This window comes from Streptomyces sp. HNM0575 (assembly GCF_012726265.1).
GTDB lineage: Bacteria > Actinomycetota > Actinomycetes > Streptomycetales > Streptomycetaceae > Streptomyces.
This window is the reverse complement of sequence record NZ_JAASAG010000013.1, coordinates 13,664-31,486: the sequence shown is the minus strand read 5'-3', so window position 1 is coordinate 31,486 and position 17,823 is coordinate 13,664. Positions and strand designations below refer to the sequence as shown.

Annotated in this window: 12 protein-coding genes and 2 pseudogenes; 10 read left to right on the top strand and 4 right to left on the bottom strand. The window is 71.3% G+C overall.

Translation table 11 applies throughout. The annotated features are described in order from the left end of the window. The first annotated feature begins 8 nt into the window (after positions 1-8). The 4 genes from HCC61_RS26700 to HCC61_RS26685 all read left to right on the top strand — a co-directional run bounded on the left by HCC61_RS26700 (position 9) and on the right by HCC61_RS26685 (position 5,198). Positions 9-1,865 carry a TerD family protein gene (locus tag HCC61_RS26700; protein ID WP_169139749.1) on the top strand — a complete coding sequence of 619 codons (1,857 nt, stop codon included), beginning with the start codon at positions 9-11 and terminating at the stop codon, positions 1,863-1,865. 402 nt (positions 1,866-2,267) lie between these two features. Beyond that, positions 2,268-2,582 carry a circadian clock KaiB family protein gene (locus tag HCC61_RS31575; protein WP_206323060.1) on the top strand — a complete coding sequence of 105 codons (315 nt, stop codon included), beginning with the start codon at positions 2,268-2,270 and terminating at the stop codon, positions 2,580-2,582. Next, entirely contained in the window at positions 2,575-4,104 is a 1,530-nt protein-coding gene (gene kaiC / locus HCC61_RS26690; protein WP_169139745.1) for a circadian clock protein KaiC, read from the top strand. Before HCC61_RS31575 ends, kaiC begins: the two co-directional genes overlap by 8 nt. A 275-nt stretch (positions 4,105-4,379) precedes the next feature. Continuing rightward, complete coding sequence (locus HCC61_RS26685; RefSeq protein WP_346777398.1) at positions 4,380-5,198, top strand: PP2C family protein-serine/threonine phosphatase; 819 nt, start codon at positions 4,380-4,382, stop codon at positions 5,196-5,198. Positions 5,199-5,268: 70 nt separating this feature from the next. Here the strand turns inward: HCC61_RS26685 and HCC61_RS26680 are convergent. Then, positions 5,269-6,112 (bottom strand): annotated as a pseudogene (locus HCC61_RS26680) (helix-turn-helix transcriptional regulator). Between the two features lie 345 nt (positions 6,113-6,457). Between HCC61_RS26680 and HCC61_RS26675 the strand changes: the two are divergent. From HCC61_RS26675 to HCC61_RS26660, 4 genes are all read left to right on the top strand, one after another. Next, entirely contained in the window at positions 6,458-7,480 is a 1,023-nt protein-coding gene (locus tag HCC61_RS26675) for an aldo/keto reductase (RefSeq protein ID WP_169139741.1), read from the top strand. Positions 7,481-7,645: 165 nt separating this feature from the next. Then, complete coding sequence (locus HCC61_RS26670) at positions 7,646-8,551, top strand: AraC family transcriptional regulator (protein WP_169139739.1); 906 nt, start codon at positions 7,646-7,648, stop codon at positions 8,549-8,551. Positions 8,552-8,832: 281 nt separating this feature from the next. Then, a complete protein-coding gene (locus tag HCC61_RS26665; RefSeq protein ID WP_169139737.1) occupies positions 8,833-9,582 on the top strand; it encodes an SDR family oxidoreductase in 750 nt (249 codons plus the stop codon). 328 nt (positions 9,583-9,910) lie between these two features. After that, complete coding sequence (locus tag HCC61_RS26660; RefSeq protein WP_169139922.1) at positions 9,911-10,540, top strand: TOPRIM nucleotidyl transferase/hydrolase domain-containing protein; 630 nt, start codon at positions 9,911-9,913, stop codon at positions 10,538-10,540. Between the two features lie 85 nt (positions 10,541-10,625). Here the strand turns inward: HCC61_RS26660 and HCC61_RS26655 are convergent, their stop codons facing one another. Then, positions 10,626-11,366 carry a class I SAM-dependent methyltransferase gene (locus HCC61_RS26655; RefSeq protein WP_169139735.1) on the bottom strand — a complete coding sequence of 247 codons (741 nt, stop codon included), beginning with the start codon at positions 11,364-11,366 and terminating at the stop codon, positions 10,626-10,628. Between the two features lie 411 nt (positions 11,367-11,777). On the opposite strand from HCC61_RS26655, the gene HCC61_RS26650 reads away from it, so the two are divergent. After that, positions 11,778-12,299, top strand: coding sequence for a M23 family metallopeptidase (locus HCC61_RS26650; RefSeq protein ID WP_169139733.1), 522 nt, complete (start codon positions 11,778-11,780; stop codon positions 12,297-12,299). A gap of 289 nt (positions 12,300-12,588) precedes the next feature. Further along, positions 12,589-13,647, top strand: a pseudogene (locus tag HCC61_RS26645) (peptidoglycan recognition family protein); the annotation flags it as partial. A 366-nt stretch (positions 13,648-14,013) separates the two neighbouring features. On the opposite strand, the gene HCC61_RS26640 reads toward HCC61_RS26645, so the two are convergent. Beyond that, positions 14,014-14,844 carry a YceI family protein gene (locus tag HCC61_RS26640; RefSeq protein ID WP_169139729.1) on the bottom strand — a complete coding sequence of 277 codons (831 nt, stop codon included), beginning with the start codon at positions 14,842-14,844 and terminating at the stop codon, positions 14,014-14,016. 385 nt (positions 14,845-15,229) lie between these two features. Continuing rightward, on the bottom strand, positions 15,230-17,821 hold the full coding sequence (locus HCC61_RS26635) for an MFS transporter (protein WP_206323059.1): 2,592 nt from the start codon (positions 17,819-17,821) through the stop codon (positions 15,230-15,232). Positions 17,822-17,823 lie beyond the last annotated feature (2 nt).

The following is a 17,823-nucleotide window of genomic DNA, read 5'->3' as shown; positions in this document are numbered from 1 at the left end:
TCTTCTGCATGAGCCTTCCCGCTGTGTCCGTTGATGCGTCGAACTCGCCGTCCTACGCCCACGATTGGGCCCTGGTGGACGTCGAGACCTCCGGGTTGATCCCGCGTCAGCACAGGGTGCTGTCCATAGCCGTCGTGACTGTCGACGCCGACGGCACGCAGTCCGACGAGTTCTCAACCTTGCTCAACCCCGGGTGCGATCCAGGGCCGGTGCGCGTACACGGGCTGACGGCGGGACGCTTGCGGGGTGCGCCCAGGTTCGAGCAGATCGTCGAGCGCGTCGCGCCCATGCTTCGAAACCGGGTGTTCGTCGCGCACAACGCCCAGTTCGACTATGACTTCCTGGCGCACGAGTTCGCCCGTGCGCGGTCGTGGCTGCCTGTCTCGCAGCGGCTGTGCACCCTCGCCCTGAACCGTCAGATGGATCCGCCCACAAACGATCTGCGCCTCGGAACGCTGGCAGCGCACTACGGGATACGGCAGTTGCGGGCGCACGAAGCCCTCGACGACACACGTGTACTCGCCGGGATGTTCAAGGGCTCGCTCCAGGAAGCCGCGAGGCTCGGCGTCCCCTTGCCGTTGGTCGCCTGTCCGCCCAGGCAGGACGCACAGTTCGTGCCGCAGCCGCCGAAGACGCCGTGCGAGTTCACAAACCCCGGCCGGCTGTCCCCCGCCGGTCTGCTGACGCAGGGCATGAAGGTGGCCGTGACAGGTGATACCTCCGCATCGCGCCCGGAGTTGGTCGCCAGGGCTGTTGCTGCCGGCCTGAACGTGATGACCAGCGTCAGCCGCCATACCAGCGTTCTGGTGACCAACGACCAGAGGTCAGACTCCGCCAAGGCCCTGCGCGCGCGGGCAGAGGGCGTGCCGGTGATCGACGAGTCCACCTTCTTGCGGTTGCTGGAGGAGGTACAGCCCGGGACGCGGCACGATCAGCAGGCTGCTGTCGGACCTGCTCGGCAAGAGCCGACGCCGGCCCCTCCGGGCGAGGAGCACGCGCCGGTGCCGGCCGCGAGCGTGTCCGAGGAGGCGCGCCGACGACCCACCGGGGCAGGCGAGTTGGGAACACAAGACCGGCCTCTCGCTGGTCGCCGCGTCCTCATTCTGGGAGGGACCCACCCAACGGCTGCGGCTGCACGTGCACGGGTGGTGGAGATGGGCGGGGCGGCAGCGATCAACTTCTCCGCCGGCGTCACGGACGTGGTCTCTCTCGCCGGCGGAGACGCAGATCGCCGCATGCGCCGGATCGCCGCATTGAACGTCCCGACGCACGGCTCCGACTGGCTCAAGGCGCCCGTCGTCGAGTCGGTGAGCGGGGCAAGGTTCCGCCGGTCTCCTCTGGTGCTGCCCAGAGGAGGGGTCGTCGACCTCCCGTATCCGTTCAGCATGCCCTTCTGGACGGTGACCGGCAGTTGGGCCCGGCAGGACACCTGCGAGGTGGACCTGGTCGCCTTCATCCTCGATGAAGACGACCAGGTCTCACGCGATGAGAACTTCGTCTTCTACGGGGCGCCGGAAAGCCCGGACGGGACAGTTCGGCTTCTCTCCGACGGGCCCAGCGAACAGACGATCGTCAGCAGTCTCCCGGCACTGCCGCCGGCTGCGCGCAAGGTGGTGATCGCCGCCGCAATCGACGGCGCAGCCACCTTCGGCGATGTCGGGGCCGTTCAAGTCACCACAGGGCCGAGCAGCAGCGCGGCTCCGCTGGCCCAGGCCGTTCTGGACGCCGCGACCACCGAACGCACGATGATCCTCGCTGAGATCTACCGCCGTGGTCCGCTGTGGCGGTTCCGGGCCGTGGGCCAGGGATACGGCCACGGGCTGCACGGGCTCGCGGAGCAGTTCGGCGTCGACGTGGCTGATTAGTCCGGCGCTCGGACGTCCTCGTCCAGTGCGCTCTCCAGCACCTCGGCCACATCCGCCGCGTATGTACGACCTGGGGGTTCGTTCCCGGACGACAGTGCCCACGGCACCCGTACGGCCCCGTCCTGGGCGCGCCCGGCGGCATGCCCGGTGATGGTGGGAGGGCAGCCCCTCGGCCCGGCGGCACGGACCGTACGGCCGTCTGTGGGCAGGGCTTGGACGCCTGCCTCGGTACGGGCTGTGCGGTGTGGCTTTCTGGCGGACCTCCCGGGTGCTACCCGGACTGGCAAGGGCAGGTGCCTTGATGGACGTCACGGCGATGCGGGGAGGCGGGGGCCGGGACGCGGGTCGCGGTGCCCGGGCAGGCGCAACTTCGCGTTGCGCGGGACCGGAGGGGGCGCACTGGTGACGGGTTACGCGTTCCGCCTGTTCGTGGCCGGGGAGTCGGAGCGGTCCAGCGCTGCCGAGGCGAATCTGCGGGCACTGGTCGAGGCGCTGCTGCCGGGCCGCTACGAGTTGGAAGTGGTGGACGTGGTGGCGCGGCCCGGGCTCGCGGAGGAGCAGCGGATCCTGGCCACGCCGACCGTGATCAGGCTTCTGCCGCTTCCGCAGCTGCGGGTGATCGGGGACCTGTCCGACCCACCGAGGGTCGCGAACGCGCTTGGCCTGCCGGGCGAGCTTCAGGAAATCCGCAAGGAGAAGGAGGCGGGCGGTGCCTGACGCCGAGAGGAAGCGGGCGGTGGCCGGCGCCGAATCGATCGGACGGATTCCCACCGGGATCAACGGGTTCGACCAGGTGGCCATGGGCGGCGTGCCGACGGGCAGGCCGACCCTGCTCACCGGCACGACCGGCAGCGGTAAGACGATCTTTGCGACGGAGTTCCTCGCCCGCGGGATCACGAAGTACGACCAGCCGGGAGTGTTCGTCACGTTCGAGGAGGCGCCGGAGGAGATTCGCCGCAACTTCGCCTCGCTGGGCTTCTGGATCGAGCAGTGGGAAGCCGAAGGGAAGTGGGCGTTCGTCGACGCCGGCTACAGCGAGAGTGAGGAACGCTTCGTCATCGGAGCCTACGATTTCGGCGCGCTGACGGCCCGCATCGAGCACGCGGTCCGCCGGACCGGCGCCACCCGGGTGGTGCTGGATTCGCTGGGGGCCGTGTTCGCCCGGTTCGCCGACACCGGGGTCATCCGCCGGGAGATCCACCGGCTCACGTCCGCACTGAAAGCGCTCGGTGTCACCTCGATCATCACAGCCGAGCGGAACAGCGAGTACGACGGCGTGTCCCGGTACTACGTCGAAGAATTCGTCGCCGACAACGTGATCATCCTGCGCAATGTGCTGGTTGCGGAACGGCGGCGCCGAACCGTCGAGGTCGTGAAGTTCCGCGGCGCCATGCACCGCACAGGGGAATGGCTGTTCACCATCGACCCGAGCGACGGGTTCGTCGTCATCCCCCTCGCCTTCCTCGGTAGCGCGCCCGGGCCCTCCTCCACCAACCGCGTCTCCTCCGGCATCCCGGGACTGGATGAGATGTGCGGCGGCGGCTTCTATCAGGACGCGGTCGTCCTGCTGTCCGGGCCATCCGGGATCGGCAAGACGCTGAGCACTCTGAAGTTCCTCGAGGCCGGTGCCGCAGCGGGGGAGCGCTGCTTGGCGTTCACCTTCGACGAGACCCGCGCGCAGGTGCTGCGCGGCTCCGCCGGCTGGGGAATCGACCTGGCGGACATGGAAGAACGCGGCCTGCTGTACCTGGTTTGTGACTACCCGGAGATGGCCTCCCTGGAGGACTACTTCATCCGGATCAGACGGGCCGTGGTGGAATTCCAGCCCCAGCGCGTGGCCATCGACTCCCTGTCCGCGCTGGAACGCATCGGCACGCCGCGGGCGCTGCTCGACCTGGTGATCGCGCTGGGCGCGGTCGTCCGCCAGCGCAGCATCACCACGCTTCTCACCTCGGCCCCCATCAGCCGCTTCGCAGCTGAGCAGACGCCATCGATCGCGCGCGAACTGAGCAGTCTCACCGACGTGACCATCGCGTTGCGGTATTACCAGACGGCCGGGACGATCCAGCGCGCAGTGGCCGTCCTGCAAAACCGCGCCTCCGCCCACGACGAGGCCGTGCGCAACGTCACCATCGACGCAGACGGCATGCACGTGGGCGACCCGGTCGTCCTCCTCGACAGTCCGGACTCCGTCGGCATGGACCGGCCGGGGTCCGGTTTCACCGGTGATGACGTCTGAGCGCACCCCGCCCCAGGGCGAGGGCGGCGACCCCGGCGCGGGGAGCGGCGGGCCCGAACGCGACCTCGGTGACCTGGTCGTCTCCGCCTCCGCTGACGGGATCATCGCCGTGGACGATCAGGGGATCGTCCAGCTGGTCAATCCGGCTGCGACAGAGCTCTTCGACCGCCCCACCCGGGATGTGCTGCACGCGCCGTTCGGTTTCCCCGGTCGTCGCAGGCGAGTCGACACATGTGGAGCTGACCCAGCCCGGGGGCGGCGTCAGAGTCGTCGAGATGCGCACCGCCGCGGCCACCGCGCACGGTGAGCTGCTCCGCGTCGTCTCGCTGCGGGACGTGACGCGCCAATGGCACGCCGAGCGGGAAGCCGAACGCTTCCAGCGGCTCCTGCTGCCGAAGCTGCCCGACCTGGCACCCTTCGAGACGGCCGCCGTCTACCGGCCCGCCGCCGTCGCCGAGAAGCTGGGCGGCGACTGGTACGACGCCGTACCACTGCCCGGCGGGGCCGTCGGTGCCGTGATCGGCGACGTCGCCGGGCACAGCCTGCAAGCCGCGGCCGCCATGGCGCAGATCCGCAACATGCTCCGCGCCTTGCTCTACGACCGGCCCGCCACGCCGGGTTCGGTGCTGACCAGGCTCGACCGGACACTGCGCGCGATCAACGAGAGCCCGGTGACCACAGCCTGCGTGGCCCGCATCGAGCCTGGCGGTGACGCCTGGCGGCTGCTGTGGAGCAGCGCAGGGCATCCTCCACCGCTGCTGCTCACCCCCGCGGGGGCGGCCGAATACCTGCACACCGATCCCGGCCTGCCGCTCGGTGTCGACCCCGCCCGGCCCCGCCTCGACGCCGTCCGCTCCCTGCCCGAGGGCACCACGGTGGTCCTGTTCACCGACGGGCTGGTCGAACGGCCCGACCAGAACCTCGACGTGGGCCTGGCCTCCCTGGCCGCGATCGCCGAACGCAGCGCCCGCCTCCCGCTGGGCGAGCTGTGCCGGATCCTCGCCGACCGGCACCCGGGCGACGGCCACGACGACATCGCCATCCTCGCCCTCCGGATGCCCGCCCCGCCCCACGACGGAAGCGCTCCACCATGAGCCACGTGCACGCGAACCGGTCGCCGCTGTGGTTGATAACGAGAGGTCCGCGATGCCCCGGCGCGGGGGTTCAGCCGCGGGTCAGGTCCTGGAGCCCGACCACGCGCAACAGCTCCAGCCGCTCGTGGGATTCGCCGCCCGGGCGGGCGGTGTAGACGATCAGCCGCTGGTCGTGTTCCGGACTCAGCAGCACCTCGCAGTCCAGCTCCAGCAGGCCGACGTCCGGGTGCTGGAAGCGCTTGACGCCGCTGCGGCGCACCGCGACGTCGTGGGTGTCCCACAGCGCTGAGAACTCGTCGCTTCGTGCGCGGAGCCGGCGTACGAGCCCGGCCAGCCGCGCGTCGTCCGGGCGGCGGGCGAGCGTGGCGCGCAGATCCGCGACTGCCGTACGGGCTGCGCGGTCACGGTCCTCGACCGGGAAGAGCTCACGCGCGGCCGGGTCCGTGAAGTAGCGCCAGACGACGTTGCGTTCGGGCCTCCGGGCGGGCCGAGGCGTCGCCGTGGAGCGCCTTGGCCATCGCGTTCTGCGCGAGTACGTCACCGCGGTCGCTCACCACCTGGGCCGGGGTGTCGGTCAGCCGGTCGAGAACGAGGAGCAGGCCGGGGCGTACGTGCTCGGTGGCCGGACGGTTCCGCGGGGGCTCCTCGCCGGCCAGGTGGAACAGGTGGTCTCGTTCGTCGCGGGTCAGCCGCAGGGCGCGCGCGACGGCGGCGAGCATCTGGCGGGACGGTCGCGAGCCCCTGGCCTGCTCCAGCCGCGTGTAGTGGTCGGTGGACACGGCCGCCAGCTGCGCCACCTCCTCGCGCCGCAGCCCCGGGGTACGGCGCCGCGCACCCCGCGGCAGCCCCACGTCGGCGGGAGTGACGCGGCTGCGGCAGTGGCGCAGGAAGTCGGCCAGTTCGGTTCTGTCCACATCTCCACCTTGGCCCTCGACGCGGTACGCAGCCAGGGACCGGCGGTCCCCGGATAAGGGCGCCTCTCCCGCCGGTGCCCGCCACGGCGCACGCTGGAGAACGGCCCGGCGGACCGTCGGCATCGGCTCGGGGGCCGTCGGCGTCCCGCAGGTATGACGCGACGGCTGCGGTCGAGGCGGGTGCCTGCGGTGTCTGCGGTGCCCGTGGCGCCCGCGTCCCGCACGCCGCACCGGTACGCACCGGTACGCACCGGTACGCACCGGTACGGAAGCCGCCCGCGCCGCACGGCGGGTCTCTCCGCGCCTCAAGTCGTCCGGATTCTCTTGCACGGAAGGGCATTTCACATGCAGTACCGCACGCTCGGGCGGACCGGCATCAAGGTCAGCCCCCTGGCGCTCGGCGCCTTGATGTTCGCCACGTCCGCCGGCAACCCCGACCCCGACGATTCGGCGCGTATCATCCACAAGGCGCTGGACGCGGGGATCAACCTCATCGACACCGCCGACGCCTACGGCGACTCCGAAGAGGTCGTCGGCAAGGCGCTCAAGGGGCGCCGGGAGAACGTCGTCCTCGCGACCAAGGTGAGCCGTCCGATGGGCGACGACCCCAACCGGCAGGGCGCCTCGCGGCGTTGGATCGTGACCGCGGTCGAGAACTCACTGCGCCGCCTACGGACCGACCACATCGACCTCTACCAGATCCACCGGCCCGACCCCGCCACGGACGTCGAGGAGACCCTCTCCGCGCTCTCCGGCCTGATCCACAGCGGGAAGGTCCGTGCGATCGGGACGTCCACGATGCCGGCGTCCGACATCGTCGAGGCCCAATGGGTCGCGGAGCGGCGCGGTCTGGAACGGTTCCGCACCGAGCAGCCGCCGTACTCGCTGCTCGACCGCGGTGCCGAACGCGAGGTGCTGCCGGTCGCGCAGCGCTACGGGATGGGCGCGCTGGTGTGGGGACCGCTCGGGCAGGGCCTGCTCACCGGGCGCGTACGCAAGGGCAAGCAGAACGAGCTGCGCCGCGCCGGCTTCTTCAGGCACCTCAATGACGAGCGCCGTGTCGACGCCGTCGAGCGGTTCGTCTCGCTCGCCGAGGAGGCGGGCATGCCGCTGACCCACCTCGCCATGGGCTTCGCGATCGCGCACCCGGGTGTGACCAGCGCGATCGTCGGGCCTCGCACGATGGATCACCTCGACGACCTTCTCGCCGGCGCGGACGTGCCGCTCACCGACGACGTGCTCGACCGGATCGACGAGATCGTCCCGCCCGGCACCGACGTCGGAACGCTCGACCAGGCTTACCTGCCGCCCGCCCTCCGGGAGCCGGGCCTGCGCCGCCGGCCCCTCGGCGAACGGGCCGCTGCGTGACTGCTGTGTGACCGCCGTCTGATCGCCGCCTGACGGCTGCCTGATCGCTGCCTGATCGCCGTCGACCGCCGCCGCCCGTCGACGGCCCCCGCGCCCGCGGTAATCGGCTGCCGCCGTGGCCGGATCGGCCGGAGCACCGGGCCGGATGTCTGCTGCACTTGAGGCATGTGCCTCGAAGAGCTCCGTGCGCTGCTGGCCCGGCATGTACGCCCCGACTGGACCACCGCCGTCGACGGCGTCCTGATCTCGAAGGTCGACCGGCCGGACCCGCCGGAGCCCTCCATGTCCGGCACGGTGCTCGCGGTCATCGCGCAGGGCGCCAAACGTCTGGCACTGGGCGATCGGGTCTACGAGTACGGGGCCGGGCAGTACCTGGTCGCCTCCGTCGACCTGCCGGTCACCGGGCAGTTCCTCCAGGCCGGTCCCGAGCAGCCGGCGCTGGGCTTCGGTCTCGTACTGGAACCGTCCGCCGTCGCCGAGTTGCTGCTCCAGGCCGGTCCGGGAGACACGCCCCGCGCCGGTACCGGTGCGCCGTCGGGGATCGCCGTCAGCGACGCCCCGCCCGCGATGCTCGACGCGGTGGTCCGGCTGCTGCGCCTGCTCGACGAGCCCCGCGACCGCGCCGTACTGGCCCCGCTGATCAAGCGCGAGATCCTGTGGCGCCTGATCACCGGCGAACAGGGCGCTGCGGTGCGGCAGCTCGGCCTCGCCGACAGCGGGCTCAGCCACATCTCCCGTGCCGTGCGGTGGATTCGCGAGCACTACGCCGAGCCCTTCCGGGTCGAGGACGTGGCACGCCTGTCCGGGATGAGCGTGTCCGCCTTCTACCGCAACTTCCAGGCGGTGACCGCGATGAGCCCCATCCGCTTCCAGAAGCAGATCAGGCTCCAGGAGGCGCGGCTGCTGCTCGCCACGCGTCCCGGCGACGTGACGGGGGTCGGGCAGCGGGTCGGCTACGACAACCCCTCGCAGTTCAGCCGCGAGTACCGCCGCCAGTTCGGCGAGCCCCCGAGCCGGGACGCCGCCCGCCTGCGGAACACCGCACGCACTCCCGCGGGCGTCCTGGCCTGAGCGTCGGGCGGGCAGGGCGGCGAGGGGTCCTGCCTGGGACGGCGGCGCTTGGACGGCCGCGCTTGAGAGGACCGTGCCTGGGAGGTTCCGTGCCTGGGAGGTTCCGTGCCTGGGAGGTTCCGTGCCTGGGAGGTTCCGTGCCTGGGAGGATCGTGCAAGGGCGAGGGAGGATCCTTCTATCATTTACGCAGGTCAGAGCGGTTCACTGGGATCAGTAGTTCTTCCGCGGAGCAGGAAGACGCCGCTCCGCGGTTCCCACCACACACCGCGAGGATCACGCCATGAACACCGTTCTGATCACCGGTACGTCGTCCGGGTACGGCCGGGAGACCGCCCGCTACTTCCACGAGCAGGGGTGGAACGTCGTCGCGACGATGCGCACCCCGCGTCCCGGCGTCCTCCCGGAGTCCGACCGGCTCCGCGTCCTCGAACTCGACGTTACGAAGCCCGAGACCGTCGAAGCGGCGCTGGAGGCGGCGGGACCGGTGGACGTCCTCGTCAACAACGCGGGGATCCCCTCCATCGGCGTCTTCGAGGGGACGCCCATGGCCCGGGTGCGAGAGGTCTTCGAGACCAACACCTTCGGCGTGATGGCGACGACCCAGGCGGTGCTGCCGCAGTTCCGTGAGCGCGGCTCCGGCGTGGTCGTCAACGTGACGTCCAGCGTTGTACTGGGCCACATGCCGCTCACGGTCGTCTACAAGGCGAGCAAGATGGCGATCGAGGGCTTCACCGCCTCCCTCGCGCTCGAACTCGCGCCCTTCGGAGTGCAGGCGAAGACCGTCGAGCCGGGCGCCTGTCTGACGACGAACTTCGGGGACAAGCTGCCGAACGGCGGCTCCCTGGACGAGCTGTTCCCGGAGCCGTACGCGCCGTGGGCGCGGAAGGCCATGGGCGACTTCAGGAGCCAGGAGCTGTTCACCGAGGAGAGCGACGTCGCGGAGACGGTCTGGCGGGCGGCCCACGACACGACCGGGCAGCTGCGCTTCCCCGCCGGTCCCGACGCGGTCTCGCTCGCGCAGGCGAGGTGACCGGCGGGCGTTTGCGGGCCCGCGGGCCCGCAGGTCGGCGGTCAGGCGGGCAGGGTGGCGCCGGACGCCGGACGCCGGACGCCGGACGCCGGACGCCGTCCGTCGGGCGGGCCCGCAGCGAACCCCCTCCCCGCGAACCCCGCACGCGAGCCCGCCTACGAACCCGCCCACGGACGAGCGCCGAGCGCGCCCACCGCCGGCCTCCGGCCACCGCCGTACCGCCGGTCTCCGGCCACCGACGTACCGCCGGTCTCCGGCCACCCGCCGCCCCGGCGGAAATCGGCTACCGCCGTGGCCGGATCGGGCGGAGACTCGGCACATGACTGGGATGGGGGAGCTGGACGAGTTCCGCGAGGCGGTCACCGCCTGGGCGGCCGGCGGTCCCGGCGGCCCGCCGGGCGAGCTGGCCGCGCGACTGCCCGTCCGTACGGTCGTGCTGCTCGAAGGGCTCAGCGACCTCGCAGCGGTCGAGGCACTGGCCGCGATCCGCGGCCGTGACCTGGCGGCCGAAGGGGTCTGCGTCCTGCCGATGGGCGGCGCGATGAGCGTCGGGCGCTTCGCCCGCCTCCTCGGGCCGCCCGGCCTCGGCCTCCGCCTCACGGGACTGTGCGACGAGGCGGAACGCCCTTATTACGCCCGGGCGTTGGAGCGGTCCGGTGCGGCAGAGCCGGGCTTCTTCGTCTGCGCGGCGGACCTGGAGGACGAACTCATCCGCGCGCTGGGAGTGCCGCGGGTGGAGGAGGTCGTACGGGCGGAGGGCGACCAGCGCGCCCTGCACACCTTCCTGCGCCAGCCCGCACAGCGTGGGCGTACGTCGCAGCAGCAGTTGCGGCGCTTCCTCGGTACGAAGAAGGGTCGCAAGATCCGCTACGGCCGCCTCCTCGTCGAAGCCCTCGACCCCGGCCGCATACCCGCTCCGCTCGACGACCTGCTCACGGACGTCCTGACCGGACGCTGACCACCGCCCGGCCCGAGACCGCGCCTCCTCGTCGATCGGCGAGGAGGGCCTCCGCCAGGTCAACCACCGCCAGGACACAGCCGGTTCAGCTCCGTACCGCGACGGAGACGATCTCCGCACTGTCACCCGCCAGCGGCCCGCGGCCCCAGTCGCCGTACTGCTCCGCGATCGTCAGGCCCGACTCCGTGAGGAACGACGACAGCGCGTCGGCACCGAGGAACCGCAGCGTGCTGCGGGAGGTGCGCGGCCCGTCCCAGCGGGGGACGTTCACGGTCTGGACGAAGGTGACGGTGTCGTCCCCCTCGGCCGGGCTCTCGGCCTCGTGCCACGAGCGCACTACGTCGCCGTGGGCGTCGGTCGTCTCGTACACGCGGTCCGGGGTCCAGCCGTCCCAGGCGCGGGCCGCCGGGTTACGGGTCTCGAAGACGAAGCGGCCGTCCCGCGACAGGGCCGAGCGGATCGCGGTCAGGGCGGAGCGGAGTTCGTCGTCCGTGACGAGGACCTGGAAGGCGTGCCCGGTCATGACGATCAGCTCGAACTCGCCCTGCGCGGCGGCCGATCGGGCTTCGCCGAGCACCCATTCGGCGTCCGGTCGCCGAGCGCGGGCCTGCGCGAGCATCGGTTCGGCAGGATCGAGTCCGCACAGCCTGCCGGTGTGGCCCGCCTCGCGTGCCAGATGCAGCAGCAGGCCCGTGCCGCAGCCGATGTCGAGCACGCTGCGTGCCGACATCACGAGCGGCAGGTAGAAGCCGAAGTCGTCGCGGTCCGCGCAAAGCGTGTCGTACAGCTCGGCGAGGGCGGGTTCGGAGAAGAGGCGGTCCACCATCGGGTCTGCCTACCGCTCCTTCACGAGCGGGTGCCAATGGTTTTCGCGTGCCCACCAGGCCCCGCAGGAGGCCGCCGACCCCGGACGCTCCCGGTGACCAACACCCGCCGGTTGAGGCGGATTTGAGCGGGATTCAAGTCATCGTCCAGACGCAGCTACGGATTTCGTACCCCGACAACCGCACAAGCTCTTCCGAGTTGGTCCACGAAGTGAGACGGCCGCTTCCTCCAGAGGTCGTACCACGGAAGAACGCGCCCCGATTCGCACGGCCGGTACCGGTTCGTCCAGCGGGATTTCTTCACGTGACACAGAAAGTGTCACGTGTTCCGGCGACAGGGTTGTCGCGTACATGGCCCGTTGCTTCTACTGGCGTTCGCACGGAATCCGTCTTCTCCGTGGAAGGAACCCCCCATGCCCTTTCTTCCCAGCAGACGTGCCAAGCGCGCCCTGCTCGCACTCGCCGCGGCCGGCGGCTGCGCCATCGCCGCCGCCGTGGCCGTACCGGCGAGCGCGGGCACGGCCGACGGCGCGAAGGCCGCCTACCAGGCCTCCTGCCCCGTGGACGCCCAGATCAGCCAGGGCTACGGCGACGGCCACGACGGCGTGGACCTCGCCGCCCCCATCGGTACGCCGATCTTCGCCGCGGGCCCCGGAGAGGTCACCGAGTCCGGCCCGGCCTCGGGGTACGGCCAGTGGGTGCGGATCAAGCACCCCGACGGCTCCGTCTCCGAATACGGGCACATGAGCGAGCGGTTCGTGAAGGTAGGCGACGCCGTGCAGGGCGGGCAGCGCATCGCCTCCGTAGGCAACGAGGGCCAGTCCACTGGGCCGCACCTGCACTTCGAGGTCCATCTCGACGGCGGTACGGGAGTCGGGGACGACCCGCTCGCGTACATGTCGGAGCGCGGTATCTCACTGCCGTGCAAGCCCTGATGCGCAGGACCTGATGCGCGCAGACCTGATGCGCAGGCCCTGACGCTCGCAGCTCCCCGGGGCCTGACTCCCCACCCCAACTCCCCAGCCCCACCCCCCAGTCCCCCGAAGACCAAGGCACGGCGCCCGACGCCCGGCACACCCCACATCCCCTCGTGCCGCGGAAGGGCGCATGGGCGTACCACGCCAACCCCCCTGGCACCGGCCGAGATCCGGTGCGCCGGCCGGTGCCAGGAGTTCGATCCCCCCACCACGCGCCGGAGTCGGAACCAGAGAGGCAACACAGCCGATGAACACACGAAAGAGAGTCCTTGCAGCGACCCTCGGCGGTGCGCTCGTCGCGGGGCTGGCGGTGGCGGGACAGCAGGCCATGGCCACCACGTCCGGCGGCGAAGAGCCGACGATGAACGAGGCGTTCACCAAGGCCGCTTCGGAGTTCGACGTGCCTCGCGACCTCCTCGTCTCCGTCGGGTACGCCGAGACGCACCTGGACGGTCACAAGGGCGAGCCGAGCCAGGACAACGGCTTCGGGGTCATGCACCTCGTAAGCAACCCGGACCGCAAGACCCTTGAGCAGGCCGCCGAGCTCACGGGCGAGTCGAAGGCCGCCTTGAAGAAGGACGACGCGGCCAACATCCGCGGCGGCGCCGCCGTGCTCCGCGCCAGGGCCGACAAGGCCGGGCTGAAGGCGTCCGACCGCAAGCGCGTCGAGGCCTGGTACCCGGCCGTCGCTGCGTACGGCGGCGCCGAGAGCGCCTCGCTCAAGCGCCTGTACGCCGACGCCGCCTACGACTTCGTCAGCAAGGGCATACCGGCCAAGGGCACCGAGGTCCGTATGTCCCCGGAGAAGGTCGCCCCCGAGCGCGGCAAGCTCGCGAAGGCGGCCGCCCCCGGCACCGGCACCAAGAGCGACGACTACCCGCCGGCGATCTGGAACCCCGCGGACCCCGCCAACTTCAACACCGGCCGCGAGGCGGCGATCTCACAGGTCGTCATCCACGTGACGCAGGGCGAGTACGCCGGGACGATCAACTGGTTCAAGAACCCCGAGGCCGAGACCAGCGCCCACTACGTGGTGCGCTCCTCCGACGGCGAGATCACCCAGATGGTGCGCGACGCCGACACCGCCTGGCACGCCCGCGGCGGCAACGCCTCCGGCATCGGCATCGAGCACGAGGGCTACGTCGACGACCCGTCGTGGTTCACCGACGCCATGTACCGCTCCTCCGCCGCGCTCACGAAGCACCTGTGCGACAAGCACGGCATCCCCAAGGACCGTGCGCACATCGTGGGCCACAGCGAGGTGCCGGGGAACGACCACACCGACCCGGGCCCGCACTGGAACTGGGACGCGTACATGGGCTACGTGAACAGCTGACCCCTGTGGGGAGCGCCGCGGCCGTGACTGTGGACGCGGCCGCGGCGCTGACGAGGAATTGATTCGGTGGCCCGGCGACCGACCGGGCCACCGAGTCGTTCATACGAGGGCCTCCGGGCGCTCCGGGAGCCGGGCCCGGAGCCCCGGGGGTCCTCAGCTGCTGCCGGGTGCCGGGTGCCGGGTGCCGGTTCGGGCAGCGTGCTCACTGCGTCCGGGCGGACGGCACCGCCGACTCCGGCTCCTGTACCGGGAGCGCGGTCCGGCCGGTACCGCCAACTCCGGCTCCGGCGGCCTCGTTCCGGGCCGGTACCGGCAGCGCCATCCGGCCGCCACCGCCTACTCCAGCTCCGGCAGCTCCTCGCCCTGCACCGCCTGCACGTCCAGCTCGATCCTGAGCGTCGTGCCGATCGCCGCGATCCCGGCCGCGAGCACCTGGTTGTAGTTCATCGCGAACTCCTCGCGCTTCAGCTCCGCCGTCGCGCGGAACGCGGCCCGCGTACCGCCCCACGGGTCGGGGCCGTACCCGAGATACGTGAGGCTCAGCGACACGTCCCGTACGACCCCGTGCATCGAGAGCCAGCCGTGCACGGTCCAGCGGTCGGTGCCCGCCGGTTCCACGGCGTGGCTGCGGTACGTCAGCTGCGGGTGCCGCTCGACGTTCAGGAAGTCCTCCGAGCGCAGATGCGCGTCGCGGAGGCTGTTGCCCGTCTCGATGCTCGCGGCCTCGATCACGGCCTCCACCGACGACTTCTCCGGCTCCTCGTGGACCTCGATGCGCGCGCTGAAATCGGTGAAGCGGCCGTGCACGCTGGAGATCCCCAGGTGCTGCGCCGTGGCACCGACCGTGGAGTGGATCGGGTCGACGGTCCACGGGCCGGGCGGCGGCAGTTCGGTGCCGCCCTGCCGTACGAGCACCAGGGTCCCCAGGTCGGCACGGCCCGAGGCGGTGACGAGGGCCGTGGCCGCGGCGGGCGCGTAGCCGAGGGCGGTGGCGATCACCGTGTACGGGCCCGAGGGCAGTGCCTCCTCGCTCACCGCGAGGCCTTCTTCGTCGGCCTCCACGCGGAGCACCTGAACGCCCGTCATGTCGGTGACGGTCAGCACGGCGTGCTGTACCGGCCACCCCTCACGGGTGTGGATCTGTGCCCGTACGCCTGCGCCTGCCATCTTCCGATTCGCTCCTTCTCGCTCAGGCCCGTGCCGGGCGGGGCCGCCCGCGATGCGGCGGGCGGGCGTCTGCCCGGGGCCGGGGCCGTCCCGCACGACGCCCCCGGGCCCAGTCTTCCTTCCGCCTCCGGGGGGCGGGAAGTGCGCTGCGGGATCTTCCGCTTCCGGTCTGCGCACCTCTTACGGGTCCGTCCGGATCCGTAACCGCGCCTTCCGTACGGATCCGGTCTGCTCATCGCGCAGGGCCGCCGTCCCGCAGGTCCGCGACCCGCCGCCCGGCGGTGTTCCGTGCCCGGCGGTGTTCCGTGCCCTGCGGCGTGGGTCCCGGAGCCCGGTCCGGGACCCACGACGTCCCTGCTGGTCCTGCTCTTCCTGCTGGCCCGTCCTACTCGTCCGGGTGGTGCAGCTCGATGTCGTGGGCGTCCGGGCCGGTGCCCTCGACGGTGAGCGCGCTCGCCACCGGCGGATAGCCACTGGCGATGATCGAGTAGTCGCCGGCGTCGAGGTCGGTGAAGCCGTACGCGCCGTCCTCGCCGGTCGTCGCCGTGGCCACCACGTTCCCCGCCGCGTCGACGAGCGTCACGCGGGCGTCGGGCAGCGGCGCCGCGTCGACGCCGGCCCGGATGACGCCCTGTACGCGCGCCCCCGCCGCCAGTTCGACGTCGATGCGGGTGATGCCCTGCCCCTCGACCTCCACGGGCCGCGCCACGGGCCGGAAGCCCGGCGCGTTGACGGCGATCGTGAAGGTGCCGGTGACGATCTCGTCGAAGGAGAACTCGCCGTGCTCCCCGGTGCGTCCGGTGGCCAGCACCTCGCCGCGCTCGTCGGTGACCACGACCATCGCGGCCCGCACGGGCGTCCCGTCGCTGGAGCTGCGCACCCGTCCGGCGAGCCCGCTCGTCGCCGCCAGCAGGATGTCGTGGTTCAGCGGCTCCTGGCCGATGGTGACCGTCGTGGCCTGCGGCTGGTGGCCGTCGGCCGCGGCGATCAGCACGTAACTCCCGGGCCCGGGGGTGTCCATGCCGTAGCTGCCGTCCCTGCGGGCCACGGAGCGGCCCAGCTGACGCCCGCTCAGCGAGATCAGCGTGACGGCGGCGCGCGGCACGCCCCGGCCCTCGGCATTGCGGACGGTGCCGAGCACGGAGTGCCTGGAGGTGGTCAGCGGCTCGTTCGGATCGGGCTCTTCCATGCGCCCGGCGTACGCGGAGTACGGGGCGTTCGCGGCCCCGTATCCGTTGCCGCCCGCGCCCCAACGGCCCGCCGTGTCCGCCTGACCCGTACCGGCCTGTGCGCCGTACCCGCCGTACCCGCCGTCCTGCCGCTGATACGCCGCCGCCGGTTCGCCCTCGGAGCCGGTGCCCTGCTCGATGCCGGGCTTGGTCTTCAGCGGCACCTCCTTGACGCACAGCACCAGCAGGAGCGCGAGCAGTGCGACGGGCGCCGCGTAGAGATAGATGTCGCCGATGCCGTGCCCGTACGAGGACTCGATGACGTTACGGATCGGCGCGGGAAGCTTCCCCAGGTCGGGGATGTCGCTGCCGGCGCCGCCCGTGGGCCCGCCGTGGCGGATGCCGAGCTTCTCCAGCCCGTCGTCGACGTAGTCCGAGATGCGGTGCGAGAGGACCGCGCCGAGCACGGAGACGCCGACGGCACCGCCGAGGGAGCGGAAGAAGTTCACCGAGGAGCTGGCCGCTCCGAGGTCGCCCGCCTCCACCTGGTTCTGCGTGGCCAGCACCAGGTTCTGCATCATCATGCCGACCCCGACGCCGACGCAGCTCATGAAGATCGCGAGATGCCAGTACTCGGTGTCGTGCCGCATCGTGCCCAGCAGACCCAGACCCGCGGTCAGCAGCACGCCGCCCGAGCAGAGCCAGATCTTCCACTTGCCCGTGCGGCTGATGATCAGCCCGGAGAGCGTGGTGGACAGGAACATCCCGACGATCATCGGGATCGTCATCACGCCGGCCTTCGTGGGCGATTCGCCCCGCGCCAGCTGGAAGTACTGGCTGAGGTAGACCGTCGCCCCGAACATCGCGATGCCGACGAACATCGAGGCCAGCGACGTGAGCGCGATCGTACGGTTGCGGAACAGCCACAGCGGGATGATCGGCTCGGAGGCCTTGGACTCGACGAGTATGAACAGCAGGCCCAGCAGCAGCGAACCGCCGACCATGCTGTAGCTCTGCCACGACAGCCAGTCGTACTTGTCGCCCGCGAACGTCACCCAGACCAGCAGCAGCGAGGCCGCGGCGGCGACGAGGAAGGCCCCCGTCCAGTCGATCTTCACGCGGCGCTTGAGCAGCGGAAGGTGCAGCGTCTGCTGGAGCAGCAGCAGCGCGATCACGGCGAACGGGATGCCGACGTAGAAGCACCAGCGCCAGCCGAGCCAGTCGGTGTCGGTGATGACGCCGCCGAGCAGCGGCCCGCTGACCATGGCCACCGCGAACGAAGCCCCGATGTAGCCGGTGTAACGGCCGCGCTCCCGCGGGGAGATCATCGCGGCGATCACGGTCTGGGTCAGGGCGGAGATGCCGCCCATCCCTATGCCCTGCACAGCGCGGGAGGCGATCAGCATGCCCGTGTTCTGTGCGAGACCCGCGCTGGCCGACGCGAGCACGAAGATGACGATGGCGGTCTGTATCAGCACCTTCTTGCTGAACAGGTCCGCCAGCTTGCCCCACAGCGGGGTCGACGCAGTCATCGTCAGCAGCGACGCCGTCACGACCCAGGTGTACGAGCTCTGCCCGCCGCCGAGATCCGAGACGATCTTCGGCAGGGCGTTGGCGACGATGGTGGAGGAGAGGATGGCGACGAACATGCCGAGCAGCAGCCCGGACAGCGCCTCCATGATCTGCCGGTGCGTCATGGGTGGGGAGCCGCCCGGCCCGTAGGAAGCGGACGCTTGGTGGTGCGACGCGTCGCCTGCGCCGCTTCCGGCGCCGGTGCCCTGCACACCGGATGGTGTGGTCGTGGCCATTC